Genomic DNA, 15,310 nt, shown 5'->3' on the forward strand with positions numbered 1-15,310 from the left:
CGCTCTCGCACGGCGGGCCGACGTTTGGTCTGGCCTCATGGCTGGTACCATCCAAGTCGTAGGGTCCCCGGTCCGAGGAAAATGGCCAAGGGAGCTTCCCGTCCAGGGTCTCAGTCCGAGATCGCAACCCCGGATACACCAATCTCCTGATAGTAACGAACAGCACCGGGATGGAACGGCAGGAAGGTGTTTCGCGTGAGGTTCGCCGGGATCGTCGATGCGGCCGCGGGATGGGTCGCCATCATCTCCTCATGAAAGCCGAATACCGCCTTGATGATGGCGTAGACCAGATCGTTGGGCAGGCTCGCGTGCGCCACCGCGAGATTATACAGGCCGACAGTCCGGTAACCGGTCATCAGCGACGGGTATGAACCGGGCCGGATGATCGATGGTTCAAGTTCCGGCATCGCCAGGTCAAGGGACGTGATCTGTTCGTCGGTCAGCGTGACATATGTCACCTTGCTCTTGGCCTCGATCTGGGCGAAGGCGGGAAACGGCACGCCGCTGGCGACGGCCAGGGCGTCGATCTCCTTCCGCTCCAGCTGTTCAGCGAGACTGGACCAGTCACCGTGGCTCAGCGTCGCCTGGATGTTCAGGGTTTCCAGGAACTTCGGGATGTACGTGCCTGAAGTCCCGCCCTGCGGGCCGACACCGACCCGCTTGCCGGCCAGATCCTTAACCGTCCGGATGCCGGACTCCTCGAGCGCCAGGAAATGGATCGGCGTGTCATACATTGGGAACAGCACGCGCATGGACTGGAACTTCCGGCCCTGCGTCCAGTCCCCGCTGCCGTTCCAGGCCTGCAACCCGCTTCCGGTCGTGATGAACCCGATCTGGATCTCGCCATTCTCCAGAAGCCTGATGTTTTCATTCGGCCCTTCCGTCGGCCGCGTCGAGACCCTGATGCCGAGGGTGCGCGTCAGGATCTGTGCTAATCCATTGCCGTAATCGTAGTAGGTGCCTCCAGGAGACGCCGTTCCGATGACCAAAGTATTCGGCCAATGAGGTTCGGCGGAGTGCGCCGACATCGATCCCACAAGTAGACCAACACATACCGTCAATATTCCGAAGACGCGCGCTTTCATGACGATCCCTCCCGGATTCTGTAAGAGCCCGTTTGATAATTCGGAAAACCTACATCATGTTGCAGTTTCATGCCTCAGGACCTACAACATGATGCGTCTTTAGACATTTATCAAACGGGCTCTAAGCCACGATTCTTGTAAGCCAGGCTCTTGTGTTAGTTCGCTGATCTGACGTCGCTCAGCTATCACTTCTCCAGGACGTAGCTGCCCGGGGCATCCTGGAGGACGGGATACTGCCCGCTGCCCAGCGATGGCGGCTTTGCCTTCCTGCCGGAGCGCTTGGCCAGCCAGGCGAACCAGTCGGTCCACCAGCTTCCCTGGTGTGCCGCAGCACTCTCGCGCCATTCCTCCGCAGTGGCGGCCGGCTTGCCGGACGCGGTGATCCAGTAGGTGCCCTTGCCGCCCGGCGGATTGATGATGCCGGCGATGTGGCCGCTGGATGCCAGCACGAAGCGGACGTTGCCCTTGACGAGTTGGGTGATGCGCCAGGCGGCGTCCCAGGGGACGATGTGGTCTTTCTCGGCGCCCACCGCGTAGGTTTCGAGATCAACAAGACCGAGGTCGATCGGCTGACCCTTGAGGGTCACCTTGCCGGGCTCGATCAGGTTGTTCTCGACGTAGGTGTTGCGCAGGTACCAGCTGTGGGCGGCGCGGCACATGCGGGTGCCGTCGCTGTTCCAGTACAGCAGGTCGAAGGCCGGCGGCTTCTCGCCCATCAGGTAGTTGTTGACGACGTTGGACCAGATCAGGTCGTTGGAGCGCAGCAGGTTGAACATATTGGACATCTCGCGGCTGTCGAGATAACCCCGCTCCATCATCTGCTGCTCGATGAAGTCGATCTTGTCCTCCCCCAGGAAGATCGCGGTGTCGCCAACCTTCGAGAAGTCCTGCATCGAGACCATGAACGTGGCCGAGTTGAACCGCTTGTCGCCCTGTGTCGCCAGCCAGGCGAGCGTGGTGATCAGCAGCGTCCCGCCGATGCAGTAGCCCATGGCGTTGACGGTCGGGCTGCCGGTGATGTCGCGCGCCACGTCGGATGCCGCCAGCGGCCCGAGGTCCATGTAGTCCTCGAACGCGATCTCGTCCATCGAGGCGTCCGGGTTCTTCCACGAGACGACGAAGACCGTGAAGCCCTGCTCGACCAGATGACGGACCATGCTGTTCTTCGGCTGGAGGTCGAGGATGTAGTACTTGTTGATCCAGGGCGGCATGATCATGATCGGCACCGCGTGTACCGTCTTAGTGGTCGGCTCATACTGGATCAGCTCGATCAGGCGGTTGCGGTAGACCACCTTGCCCGGCGTCATGGCCATGTTGCGACCCGGCGCGAACGCCGATGTGTCGACCATGGAGAGACGGCCCTCCTTCAGGTCGCTCAACAGGTTCTGCGCCCCGGTGGCGAGGCTGGACCCGCCGGTTTCCATGGCCTTGCGCAGTGCCGCGGGGTTGGACAGCAGCAGCAGGGTCGGGCTCATGGCGGCGACGAACTGCTGGAGATGGAAGTTGAGGCGCTGCCGCTCTGCATCGCTGCCGGCCTCGACGGACCGGCCATGCTCGATCAGCCAGTCCGAGGCCAGCAGGTACATCTCCTTGAGGGTCCGGTAGACCGGGTTCTCGTGCCATTCCGGGGCAGCGAAGCGCTTGTCGCCGCCCTTCTTCGCGTCGGCCGGCTCCGCCTCGGCCAATCCCCACCATCGCTGGCCGGCCTGGTTCCAGTTGGTGATCGCCGTCTGCCAGAGCCTGGCGTTGAGTTCGGTCGCAGAGCGCACGCTGGTGCCGGGGCGGGCCAGCGACTTAACCCAGATGGTGCGGAGCGCCCGGGCGATCTCCGCCCAATCCACCGGCACGACATCGCGCATCGGGTTGGCATTCCACATCTGGTCGATCGAGCGCAGCAGCGGGTCACGCGCCAGGATCTCGTTGAGCTGCCGGCTGCCGGCGGCCAGCATGTTGCCGGCCAGATCGTCCGGCGTCATCTGCCACCAGAGCTTGGCACTTCCGGTCCAGTCCTGGGCCTTGCCGAAGTTGGTCTCCATCCACGACATCCAGAGGCCGAGCGCCACATCGGGCCGCATCGGCATGTCGGTGGTGGCTGCCCCGGAGGCGGCGCCGGCGATGTCGCCCTGTAGTGTCTGGGAACGGCGTTCCTCGGTATGTTCGGTAACCATGGCGTTTCCTCTATCCCTGGTATCGTTGGCCGACCCCCGGACAGGGCCGGCAATGTTTTGGCGTTGGTTATGGTCAATGGTAGCCGGTCTCTCCGGTCACCTTGCCCCGGAAGACCCAGTAGCTGAACGCGGTGTAGGCCAGGATGGTCGGGATCAGGAACATCATGCCGATCAGCAGGAAGACCTGACTCTCCGGCGGCGAGGAGGCGTCCCAGATCGTGATGTGCGGCGGCACCACATAGGGCCAGACGCTGACGGCCAGCCCGACAAAGGACACCAGGAACAGCGCCATGGACCAGACGAAGGGCTGTACCTCCAGCCGCTCGGTCACTGAACGCCAGAGCATGTAGGTAATGCCGGCCGTGATCAGCGGAACGGGCGACAGGAACACGATGTTGGGCCAGGAAAACCAGCGGGCGGCGATTCCTTCATGGTTCAGCGGCGTCCAGATGCTGACCAGCAGGATGAAACCGAGCACGACGATCAGCAGGGTCTTGGCGAGATGGTAGGCCCAGTTCTGCAGCGACCCTTCCGAGCGCCAGATCAGCCAGGTGCAGCCCAGCAGGGCATAGCCGGCAACCAGCGCTATCCCGCACACCACCGCGAACGGCGTCAGCCAATCGAACATGCCGCCGGCGAAGTCCCGGCCCTCGACCTGAAAGCCCTGGATGAAGGCACCGAGGGCGGCGCCCTGGACGAAGGTCGCGACCAGGGAACCGACGTTGAAGGCGATGTTCCACAGGAAGCGGCTCTTGTTGGCCTTGAAGCGGAACTCGAAGGCGACACCGCGGAAGATCAGCGCGATCAGCATCGCCAGCAGCGGCAGGTAAAGCGCCGGCAGCACGATCGCGTAGGCCAGCGGAAATGCCGCGAACAGCCCGGCCCCACCCAGCACCAGCCAGGTCTCGTTGAAGTCCCAGATCGGCGCCACCGAGTTCATCATGATGTCGCGATCCCGGTCGCTGGGCGCGAAGGGGAACAGAATGCCAAGCCCGAGATCGAAGCCGTCCCTCAGCACGTACATGAACACCGCGAAGCCGACGATGCCGGTCCAGATCAGAGTCAGTTGGGTTTCGACCATGGTCGGTCACTCCGCCGGTTCGATACGTTCGTCGGGCAGCGAGAGCGGCCGCTTGGGGCGGCCGGCCTCGCTCCTGGCCTGGAAGGCGTCCTCGTGCGGCGAATGGACGGGGCCGAGCTTGAGCAGCCGGAAGATGTAGTAGGTGCCCGCGGTGAAGATCATCGCGTAGACCACGATGAAGGTCACCAGCGAGGTCATGGCAGCCCCCCGGTCAGCGCCGGAGTGACGCTGTCGGCGGTGCGCAGCAGACCGTAGACCGTGAAGGGCTGACGTCCGACCTCGGTGGTGAACCAGCCGGCCAGCAAGGCGACGAACCCGACCGGCGTCAGCGCCATGCAGACCGCGAGGAACCCGCGGTCCTCATCGAGCCGGCGCTTGCGGCGGAGCCACAGGCTGTAGAGGCCGACACCCAGCATGACGAATCCCAGACCCACCATCAGGCGGAAGGTCCAGAACACGATTGGCACATAGGGCCGGTCGGCCGGCGGGACATCCTTCAGGCCGGGGACCTTGCCCTCCAGCTCGTGGGTCAGGATCAGGCTGGAAAGGTAGGGGATGGCGATCTCGTAGTGGTTCTCCTCGGCTTCCATGTCTGGCAGGCCGAACAGGATCAGGGGTGCGCGCGGCCCTCCTTTCCAGTGCCCCTCCATCGCGGCCACCTTGGTCGGCTGGTGGTGCAATGTGTTGAGGCCGTGCAGGTCGCCGAGCAGGATCTGGAGCGGCGCCAGGGCCGAGATCAGCCCGATCGCCATGGAGAAGGAAATTTTCGAGTGCTCGGGGAAACGCCCTTTGAGCAGGTACCACGCGCTGATGCCGGCGACCACGAAGGAGGTCGTCAGGAACGACGCGGTGACCATGTGCATCAGGCGGAAGGGGAACGACGGGTTGAAGATGATGGCCGCCCAGTCCGTCGGGAAGAACCGCCCGTCGCGGATCTCGAAGCCGGCCGGCGTGTGCATCCAGCTGTTGGCGGAAAGGATCCAGAAGGACGAGATCAGCGTGCCGAGCGCCACCATGGAGGCGGCAAAGAAATGCATGCCGCGCGGAACGCGGTCGCGCCCGAACAGCAGGATGCCGAGAAAAGCCGCCTCGAGGAAGAAGGCGGTGACGACCTCGTACTGGATCAGCGGTCCCAGGACATAGCCGATGATGTCCGACCAGCGGCTCCAGTTGGTGCCGAACTGGTAGGACATGACGATCCCGGAAACGACGCCCATGCCGAAGGAGATGGCGAAGATCTTGGTCCAGAACCCGGAAAGCTTGAAGTAGGCCTCCCGCCCGGTCGCAAGGTACAAGCCTTCCAGAACGACGATCCAGTTGGCGAGGCCGATCGTGAAGGCCGGAAAAAGAATGTGGAAGGAGACAATGAACGCGAACTGGATACGGGATAGGAAGAGTGGATCATACTCCATCGCCGGCGGTCCCCTCCAATATTATGCATATTATTGTGGCCGACATTTCTTTAGAACCGGGTCCCCGGCCAGGGGGACCCGGACTTATGCTTGTACCGGACGGCGCTCAGTACATGTGCTGGCCGCCGTTGATCGACAGGGTGGCGCCGGTGACGAAGCCGCCCTCGTCGGCCACCAGGAACAGGGTGCCGCGGGCGATCTCCGACGCCTTGCCGAGCCGGCCGACCGGCACCTTGGCGACGATCTTCTCCAGCACGTTCGGGGGAACGGCGCGCACCATGTCGGTGTCGATGTAGCCGGGTGCGATTGCGTTGACGGTGATCCCCTTGGCCGCACCCTCCTGGGCCAGCGCCTTGGTGAATCCGTGGATGCCCGACTTGGCCGCCGCGTAGTTGACCTGGCCGTACTGGCCGGCCTGGCCGTTGATCGAGCCGATGTTGACGATGCGGCCGAAGCCGCGCTCGCGCATGCCGTCGATCACGTTCCGGCACATGTTGAAGCAGGAGGTCAGGTTCGTCTGAATGACGTCGTTCCACTGCTCATAGCTCATGCGGTGAAGAACGCCGTCGCGGGTGATGCCGGCGTTGTTGACGACGATGTCCACGGGACCCAGTTCCGACGCGACCTTCGCGAGGCCTTCCTTGCAGGCATCATAGCTGCTGACGTCCCACTTGAAGACCGCGATGCCGGTACGCTCGGAGAACTCACGGGCCTTTTCGTCGTTGCCGGCGTAGATCGCGGCGACAGTGTATCCGGCGTCCTTCAAGCCGACCGAGATGGCCTCTCCGATGCCGCGCGTACCGCCGGTAACAACTGCGACTCTTGGCATTGTCCTCTCCCTTATGCGGATTGTTTCTTCACGTTCAGTCACGGGCGACGGTAAGAGCGATGCCCATGCCGCCGCCGATGCACAGGGTGGCGAGCCCCTTCTTGGCGTCGCGCTTCTGCATCTCGTGCAGCAGGGTGATCAGGACGCGGGCTCCCGAGGCGCCAATCGGATGCCCGAGTGCTATGGCGCCGCCGTTAACGTTCACCTTCGCCGGATCCCAACCCATGTCCTTGTTGACCGCGCAGGCCTGGGCGGCGAACGCCTCGTTCGCCTCGATCAGGTCCAGATCGTCTACCGACCAGCCGGCTTTCTTGAGTGCCAGGCGGCTGGCCGGGATCGGTCCGGAACCCATCACCGCGGGATCGACGCCGGCGGTCGCCCAGGACACGATGCGCGCCAGCGGCGTGATGCCGCGTTTCGCGGCGGCGTCCGCCCCCATCAGCACCAGGGCCGAAGCTCCGTCGTTGATGCCCGACGCGTTGCCCGCGGTCACCGTTCCTTCCTTGGAAAAAGCCGGCCGGAGTTTGGCCAACGCTTCCACGGTGACGCCGGGCTTGGGAAACTCGTCGGTATCGACGACGGTATCACCCTTGCGGGTCTTGATGGTAAGCGGAACGATTTCGTCCTTGAACCTGCCGGCCTTGATGGCGGCTTCTGCCTTGTTCTGCGATGCCGTTGCGAACTCGTCTTGCTGATCACGGGTGATCTGCCATTTCTGGGCCACGTTCTCGGCGGTGGTGCCCATGTGATAGCCGTTGAAGGCATCCCACAACCCGTCGCGGATCATGGTATCGATCAGCTGGGTGTCGCCCATCTTAGTGCCGCCCCGCAGATGCATGCAGTGGGGCGCCTGACTCATGCTTTCCTGGCCGCCGGCGACGACGATCTCGGCGTCGCCCGTCCGGATCGCCTGGAAGCCGAGCGCCACCGTGCGCAGGCCGGACCCGCACAGCTGGTTGATGCTGTAGGCGGTCTTTTCGACCGGAATGCCGGCGTTGACGGCCGCCTGGCGGGCGGGATTTTGCCCGGTTCCCGCCGTCAGCACCTGCCCCAGCACGACCTCCGAGACCTCATCCGGCTCGACGCCGGCGCGCCTCAACGCTTCCCGGATTGCCACCTCGCCCAGATAGTGGGCTGGCACCGTGCCCAGCGAGCCGTTGAATGCGCCGGTCGGGGTGCGGGCGGCTGAGGCTATAACAACTTCAGTCATGCGTTTCCTCCGCTTCAAAATTATGAACTTGCCTGATCCAGGCTTAGGTTCTCAGTTTTCCCGTGAGATCGAGACGGGCTTGTCGATGGGCCTGTCAGTGCAACTTCACGCTCGGTTCCGTGCGATGCGTAAGGCTTCGGGAGAGCGTTTCCAGCGCGACCCTTGCGGATCCGTGAAGGGCCATGAGGTGCATCTTGTAGAGCGACATGTACATGATGCGGGCGAAGTACCCTTCGATCATCATGTTGCCGCCGACCAGCTTGCCCATCAGGTTGCCCACCGTCGAGTACTCGCCCAGCGACACCAGGGATCCGAAGTCTCGGTAGACGAAGGGTTGTAGCGGCTTGCCTTCCAGCCGGCGGCGCAGCTGCTTCAGCAGGTGCGACGCCTGCTGATGAGCTGCCTGGGCGCGGGGCGGAACCGGCGCCTTATGCCCCTCGCGCGGACACGACGCGCAGTCCCCCATGGCGAAGATGTCGGGGTCGCGGGTGGTCTGGAGTGTCGGTGTCACGATCAGCTGGTTGTTACGGGTGACCTCGAGCCCGTCCAGCTCACGGAGAAACTCGGGGCCCTTCACACCCGCCGCCCACACCACCAGCTCGGCGGGAATGAAGCCGCCATCAGCCAGGGAGACGCCATCCCGGCGCACCTCGGTGACCTTTGCTCCGGTTCGCAGATCGACGCCGAGATCGGTCAGCAACTTGGCAGTGGCTTTCGAAATGCGCTCAGGCAGCGCCGGCAGGATCCGCTCGGCACCCTCGATCAGGGTGATGCGGAAGTCCTTCTCGGGGTCGATCCGGTCGAGGCCAAAGGCGGCGATCTGGCGGGTCGTGCGATGCAGTTGCGCCGCCAGTTCGGTGCCGGTGGCGCCGGCTCCAATGATCGCGACGTGGAGCTGCCCCGACCGCACCGGCTCGGGTTGAGCGTGGGCCCGGATGCAGGCGTTGACCAGACGCTTGTTGAAGCGTTCCGCCTGGCGCAGCGTATCCAGCGGGATCGCGAACTCCTTAACACCCGGCGTTCCGAAGTCGTTGCTGGTGCTGCCCACCGCCATCACCAGCGTGTCGTACCGGAACGACCGCGCCGGGGTGATCTCGTTGCCCTCGTCGTCGTAAGTGGGGGCCAGGCAGACCTCGCGCTTGCTCCGGTCCAGTCCGATCATCTCGCCGTAGCGGTAGCGGAAATGATGCCAGTGTGCCTGAGCCAGATAGTCAAGCGCGTGATTGTCCACATTCATGCTGCCGGCCGCCACCTCGTGCAGCAGCGGCTTCCAGAGGTGGGTGCGCGAACGCTCGATCAGCGTGATGCTAGCCCGATTGCGCTTGCCCAGCTTGTCTCCCAGCCCGGTCGCCAGTTCCAGGCCGGCGGCGCCCCCGCCGACGACCACGATGTGGTGCAGCATATCATTCCGGGGCTTGACGCCGGAGCGGGGCTCCGTCGCCTCCGGCGCACCAGCTCGCTCAAGGGTTTCCGTCAGGCCGGATGTCTGCCGTGACGTAATTGTCGTGTCATCAGCCGCTGCCTTGTCTGCCATGGCCCGGCACTCCCCGCTGTTTTCGTCATGCGCTACCCTGCCCCGCTCCCGCACCACCGGATGCCTGCATCCATATCCGGTGGTGCTGGAACCGGGGGATCAGGCCCGTACCGGCGAAGGAGCCCCTGCCGTTCCTCTCCCTGTGCCGATCCCGACGCTTTCCTCCTCTTCGACCAGGACGCTCTCTGGGCTGTCGGCCTCGGCATCGGTCTCGTTGTTGAGGTGCCGGTGCATGCGCTCGGTGTCGAGCGCTCCCTCCCATTTCGCGACCACGATGGTGGCGACACCGTTGCCGATCAGGTTGGTCAGGGCTCTCGCTTCCGACATGAAGCGGTCGATGCCCAGGATCAGCGCGATGCTGGCGACCGGAATGGTGCCGACCGAGGCCAGCGTTGCCGCCAGCACGATGAAGCCGCTGCCGGTGACGCCGGCCGCCCCCTTGGAGGTCAGCAGCAGCACGCCGATGATGCCCAGCTGCTGCGCCATCGTCAGGTCCGTGTTGGTCGCCTGGGCCAGGAAGATCGCGGCCATCGTCAGGTAGATGCAGGTGCCATCCAGGTTGAACGAGTAGCCGGTCGGGATCACCAGCCCCACCACGGACTTGTCCGCCCCAAGCAGCTCCATCTTGGCGATCATGCGCGGCAGGACTGATTCAGAGGAGGATGTGCCGAGGACGATCAGCAGCTCCTCCTTGATGTACTTGATGAACTTCAGGATGCTGAAGCCGGCCAGACGGGCGACCCCGCCCAGCACCAGGAAGACGAAGATCAGGCAGGTGGCGTAGAAGGCAATCATCATTGAGCCGAGCGAGACCAGGCTGCCCACGCCGTACTTGCCGATGGTGAAGGCCATGGCGCCGAAGGCACCGATCGGGGCCACCTTCATCACGATGCCGACGATCTTGAAGAAGACGTGGGCCGACTGGTCGATGATGCCCAGCAATGGCTTGCCGCGCTCACCCAGCGCGAACAGGGCGAAACCGAACAGCAATGCAAAGAACAGCACCTGAAGGATCTCACCCTCGGCGAAGGCGCCGACCACCGTGCTCGGCACGATGTGCATGATGTACTCGATGGTGCCCTGCTCGGCCGCTTTCGAGGTATAGGCCGCGATCGCCTTGGTGTCGAGCGCGCTCACATCGACGTTCATGCCGACGCCGGGCTGCCACAGGTTGACGACGATCAGCCCGACGATCAGGGCCAGGGTGGTCATGACCTCGAAGTAGATCAGCGCCTTGACGCCGACCCGGCCGACCTTCTTCATGTCCTCCATGCTGGCGATGCCGTGCACCACGGTGCAGAAGATGATCGGGGCGATCAGCATCTTGATCAGCTTGATGAACAGGTCGCCCAGCCACTTCAGGCTCTCGCCGAACTGGGGATAGAAGTATCCGACCAGCACGCCGAGAACGATGGCGCACAGGACCTGGAAGTAAAGATGATGGTAGATCTTCTTGTGTGGCGCCGTTGCGGCCGAGGCCGCGCCTCCGGTGACTTCCATAGCGTTCTCTCCCCTACTCGGCGGCTTTGGCCATAGGCACTTCGCCCAGTTCCACAGCCGCATCCACGGCTGTCAGGGCGGTCATGTTGACGATGCGGCGGACGGTGCTGGTCGGGGTCAGGATGTGAACCGGCTGGGCCGCGCCCAGCAGGATCGGCCCGACCGTGACGCCCTGCCCGGCCACCGCCTTCAGGGCGTTGAAGGTGATGTTGGCGGCATCCAAGTTGGGCATGATCAGCAGGTTGGCCTCGCAGGTGAGGGTGCTGTCCGGCATGATCCGGTCCAGCGTGTGTTTGGCAAGAGCCGCATCGGCGTGCATCTCGCCATCCACCTCCAGGTCCGGAGCCATTCCCTGGATCAGTCCCAGGGCCTGGCGCATCTTGATCGCCGAGGGCGTGTCGGCGCTGCCGAAGTTGGAGTGCGACAGCAGGGCGGCGCGTGGCGTCAGGCCGAATCGTTGGACCTCCTTCGCCGCCAGCAGCGTGAACTCGGCGATCTGCTCGGCCGTCGGATCAGGATTGATCGAGGTGTCGCAGATGAACAGAGTATGCCCCGGCAGCATCAGCAGGTTCATGGCGGCGAAGTTTCGGGTGCCCTCCTGCAGGCCGATAACATCGGCGACATATCCCAGGTGTGTGGCATAGGGGCCGGAGGTGCCGCACAGCAGTCCATCGGCCTTGCCCTGTCGCACCAGCGCCGCCCCGATCAGCGTCGAGTTCCGCCGCATCTCCGCGACCGCGAAGTTGCTGGTGAGACCACGGCGGCGGCGAAGCTGATAGTAAAGTTCCGCCGCCTCATTGATCATGGCGTCATCGTCGAAGTCGGCGACGTCGTAGTCCTTGCCCGCTTGAATATGCAGGCCCAGCTCACGCATTTTCTGCTCGATTACGTGGGTTCTGCCGACCAGGATCGGGCGCGCCAGGTTCTCATCGACTACCACCTGGGCCGCCCGCAGCACCCGATCGTCCTCGCCTTCCGCGTAGCAGACGCGCTTTCTGAGCTCCGCCGCGGCGGCGAACACTGGCTGCATGACCGTGCCGGAGCGGTAGACGAAGCCGCCGAGCTGGTCGCGGTAGGCCTTCATGTCGGTGATCGGCCGGGTGGCGACGCCGGTCTTCATGGCCGCTTCCGCCACCGCCGGAGCCACCGTCGTGATCAGCCGCGGGTCGAACGGACGCGGGATCAGGTATTCCGGGCCGAACGGCTCCTGAGTGCCGTAGGCCGAGGTCACCACGTCGGACGGCTCGGCTTCCGCGATGGCGGCGATCGCCAGCGTGGCCGCCATCTTCATTTCCTCGTTGATGGTGCTGGCGCCGACATCCAACGCCCCCCGGAAGATGAAGGGGAAGCACAGGACGTTGTTGACCTGGTTGGGATAGTCCGACCGCCCGGTGGCGATCACGCAGTCCGGCCTGACCTCCCTTGCCAGTTCGGGACGGATCTCCGGTTCCGGGTTCGCCATCGCCAGGATCAGCGGCTTGTCTGCCATGCCCTTGACCATCTCGGGCTTCAGCACGCCGCCAGCCGACAAGCCTAGGAAGATGTCGGCGTCAGGCATGATGTCGGCCAGCGTTCTGGCCTGGGTCGGCTGCCCGTAACGCGCCTTGTTGTCGTCCATGTACTCGGTGCGTCCTTCGTAGACCACACCCTTGCTATCGGTGACGAAGACGCTCTCCTTGCGGAGTCCCAGATTGATCAGCAGGTCGAGGCAGGCGAGTGCCGCGGCACCGGCACCGGAGCAGACCAGCTTGACGTCCTCGATCTTTTTCCCGACGACCTTCAGGCCGTTGATGACGGCCGCCGCCGTGACGATGGCGGTGCCGTGCTGGTCATCGTGGAAGACCGGGATTTTCATGCGTTCGCGCAGCTTGGTCTCGATGTAGAAGCATTCCGGCGACTTGATGTCTTCCAGGTTGATGCCGCCGAAGGTCGGCTCCAGGCTGGCGATGATCTCGACCAGCTTCTCGGGATCTGTCTCGTCGATCTCGATGTCGAACACGTCGATCCCGGCGAACTTCTTGAACAGGCAACCCTTGCCTTCCATGACCGGCTTGCTGGCGAGCGCGCCGATGTTGCCCAGGCCCAGCACCGCGGTCCCGTTGCTGATCACCGCCACCAGGTTGCCGCGCGAGGTCAGGTTCAGCGCCTCCAGCGGGTCCTTGTTGATCGACATGCAGGGGATCGCGACGCCCGGAGAATAGGCCAGCGCCAGATCGCGCTGGTTGACCATGCTCTTGGTCGGAGTGATCGAGATCTTACCTGGATTGGGAAAACGGTGATAGTTCAGGGCGCTTTGGACCAGATGTTCGTCCATTCTTTTGGTCTCCCTTTCGGAGGGGTTCTTTTGGCCCCTGTTCTTGTCAAATGTTTCGCTTGCTCAAGTCTTCACTTTCGCTTGGGCATGTAGAGGTCGGTGATGGTGCCCTCGAAGGCTTCGGCTGACATGGCGATGGTTTCGGAGAGTGTCGGGTGCGGGTGGATGGTCAGGCCGATGTCCTCGGCATCGGCTCCCATCTCGATCGCGAGTGCGGCTTCCGCGATCAGGTCGCCGGCGCTGGGACCGACGATGCCGCAGCCGAGGATGCGGTCGGTCGCCTCGTCGAACAGGATCTTGGTGATCCCCTCGTCGCGCCCCAGTGACAGCGACCGGCCGCTCGCGGCCCACGGGAAGACCCCCTTGCCGTACTTTACGCCCTTGGCCTTCAGCTCGTTCTCGGTCGGTCCCACCCAGGCGACTTCCGGATCGGTATAGGCGACCGACGGGATCACCTTGGCGTCGAAGAAGCTGTTCTTGCCCGACGCGGCCTCGGCTGCCACCCTGCCCTCATGGACCGCCTTGTGCGCCAGCATCGGCTGACCGACGACGTCGCCGATCGCGAAGATATGGGCCACGTTGGTCCGCATCTGCTTGTCCACCGGGATGTAGCCGCGCTCGTCCACGGCAACCCCGGCATTCTCCGCCCCGATCGTGCGCCCGTTCGGTCGCCGGCCCACAGCAACCAGGATGCGATCGAAAATGTCGGTCGCTGGCGCCTTGCCGCCTTCGAAATATGCTATCAGACCATCCGCCGTCGCCTCGACCTTGGTCACCTTGGTCTTCAGGTGGATGTTCTCGTACTTCTTCTGGATCCGCTTCATCAGCGGCGTCACGATGTCCTTGTCGGCGCCGGGGATGATCTGGTCCATCAACTCGACTATGGTCACCTTGGATCCCAGCGCGTGATAGACCGTCGCCATCTCCAGCCCGATGATGCCGCCGCCCAGCACCAGCAGCCGCTTCGGGATCCCGTCCAGTTCCAGCGCCCCGGTGCTGTCGATCACCCGCGGGTCCTGGTGCGGGATGAACGGCAGCGTCACCGGCTCCGACCCCGCGGCGATGATCGCCTGGTCGAAGGTCACAACTTTCCTTGACCCATCCTGCCCCTCCACCTCGACCTGGTTGAGCGAGATGAACCGGCCGAACCCGGAAACAACCGTCACCTTGCGCTGCTTGGCCAGGCCGGACAGGCCGCCGGTCAGCTTCTTGACGACACCGTCCTTCCAGCCGCGGAGCGCATCGATGTCGATGGTGGGATCGGTGAAGCGGATGCCGTGGCCGGACATGTCCTGGGTCTCGTCGATCACCTTGGCCGCGTGCAGCAGGGCTTTCGACGGGATGCAGCCGACATTCAGGCAGACACCGCCCAGCGTCGGCCAACGTTCGATCAGCACGACCTGCTTGCCGAGATCAGCCGCCCGGAAGGCGGCGGTGTAACCGCCGGGGCCGGCCCCCAGCACCAACACCTCGGCATGGATGTCACTCGCCACGGCGCTGGCCGGTTTGCCCGCCGGAGCACTGGCTGGAGCTGGCGGCGCCATGGTTATCGCAGCACCGTTGCCCTTGGCGGCTGCCTGGGTCCGGAGCGTCATGATGGTGTCGCCCTGGGACACCCGGTCGCCCACCTTGATCCTGATCGCGCCGACGGTGCCCGCCGCGGGCGCCGGGATCTCCATCGTGGCTTTGTCGGATTCCAGCGTCATCAGGGGGTCTTCGGCGCCGATCTCGTCACCTTCCCTGACCAGGATCTCGATGACCGGCACGTCCTTGAAGTCACCGATATCGGGAACCTTGACCTCGATCGTGTCGTAGGTTCCCGCCGGCGAGCCGTAACCGGCCTGCGCATAGCCGGCCGAGGGGGCAGCGTCTTCCCTCAGGCGTTCCTTGGGCGGAATGGCAGCCCCACCCTCGGCTTCGAGCATGAGGATCAGGTCGCCCTCCGAGACGCGGTCGCCGGTCTTGACCTTGACCTCGCCGACGGTGCCGGCCTGCGGGCACGGCACCTCCAGCGTCGCTTTGTCGGACTCCAGCGTCAGCAGCGGGTCTTCCACCGCCACCTTGTCGCCGGTCTTCACGTGGACCTCGATGATCGGCACCTCCTTAAAGTCGCCGATATCAGGGATGCGGATTTCCATCGTGCTCATGGGGCAGCTCTCCAGTCATGTGTTCGGGAC

General features: G+C 64.0%; 9 protein-coding genes and 1 pseudogene. All 10 read right to left on the bottom strand.

Annotation, left to right across the window (positions count from 1 at the left end):
• Positions 1-110 precede the first annotated feature (110 nt).
• Entirely contained in the window at positions 111-1,085 is a 975-nt protein-coding gene (locus JL100_RS32055; RefSeq protein ID WP_202685158.1) for a TAXI family TRAP transporter solute-binding subunit, read from the bottom strand.
• 185 nt (positions 1,086-1,270) lie between these two features.
• Positions 1,271-3,253 (bottom strand): PHA/PHB synthase family protein, encoded by a 1,983-nt coding sequence (locus JL100_RS32060; protein WP_202685157.1) that lies wholly within the window; start codon positions 3,251-3,253, stop codon positions 1,271-1,273.
• A 73-nt stretch (positions 3,254-3,326) separates the two neighbouring features.
• Positions 3,327-4,334 (bottom strand): cytochrome d ubiquinol oxidase subunit II, encoded by a 1,008-nt coding sequence (gene cydB / locus JL100_RS32065; RefSeq protein ID WP_202685156.1) that lies wholly within the window; start codon positions 4,332-4,334, stop codon positions 3,327-3,329.
• A gap of 6 nt (positions 4,335-4,340) precedes the next feature.
• Positions 4,341-5,746 (bottom strand): annotated as a pseudogene (locus JL100_RS32070) (cytochrome ubiquinol oxidase subunit I).
• A gap of 106 nt (positions 5,747-5,852) precedes the next feature.
• Entirely contained in the window at positions 5,853-6,575 is a 723-nt protein-coding gene (gene phbB / locus JL100_RS32075) for an acetoacetyl-CoA reductase (protein ID WP_202685155.1), read from the bottom strand.
• A gap of 34 nt (positions 6,576-6,609) precedes the next feature.
• A complete protein-coding gene (locus tag JL100_RS32080; protein ID WP_202685154.1) occupies positions 6,610-7,785 on the bottom strand; it encodes an acetyl-CoA C-acetyltransferase in 1,176 nt (391 codons plus the stop codon).
• A gap of 94 nt (positions 7,786-7,879) precedes the next feature.
• Positions 7,880-9,187, bottom strand: a complete 1,308-nt coding sequence (locus tag JL100_RS32085; protein ID WP_202685166.1) for an NAD(P)/FAD-dependent oxidoreductase — start codon at positions 9,185-9,187, stop codon at positions 7,880-7,882.
• Positions 9,188-9,418: 231 nt separating this feature from the next.
• A complete protein-coding gene (locus tag JL100_RS32090; RefSeq protein ID WP_202685153.1) occupies positions 9,419-10,819 on the bottom strand; it encodes a dicarboxylate/amino acid:cation symporter in 1,401 nt (466 codons plus the stop codon).
• 13 nt (positions 10,820-10,832) lie between these two features.
• Positions 10,833-13,133: an NADP-dependent malic enzyme gene (locus JL100_RS32095; protein ID WP_202685152.1), complete on the bottom strand. Its 2,301-nt coding sequence runs from the start codon at positions 13,131-13,133 to the stop codon at positions 10,833-10,835.
• A gap of 71 nt (positions 13,134-13,204) precedes the next feature.
• Complete coding sequence (lpdA, locus tag JL100_RS32100; protein WP_202685151.1) at positions 13,205-15,280, bottom strand: dihydrolipoyl dehydrogenase; 2,076 nt, start codon at positions 15,278-15,280, stop codon at positions 13,205-13,207.
• Positions 15,281-15,310 lie beyond the last annotated feature (30 nt).

Origin of the sequence: Skermanella mucosa, from assembly GCF_016765655.2 — a bacterium.
Lineage (GTDB): Bacteria > Pseudomonadota > Alphaproteobacteria > Azospirillales > Azospirillaceae > Skermanella > Skermanella mucosa.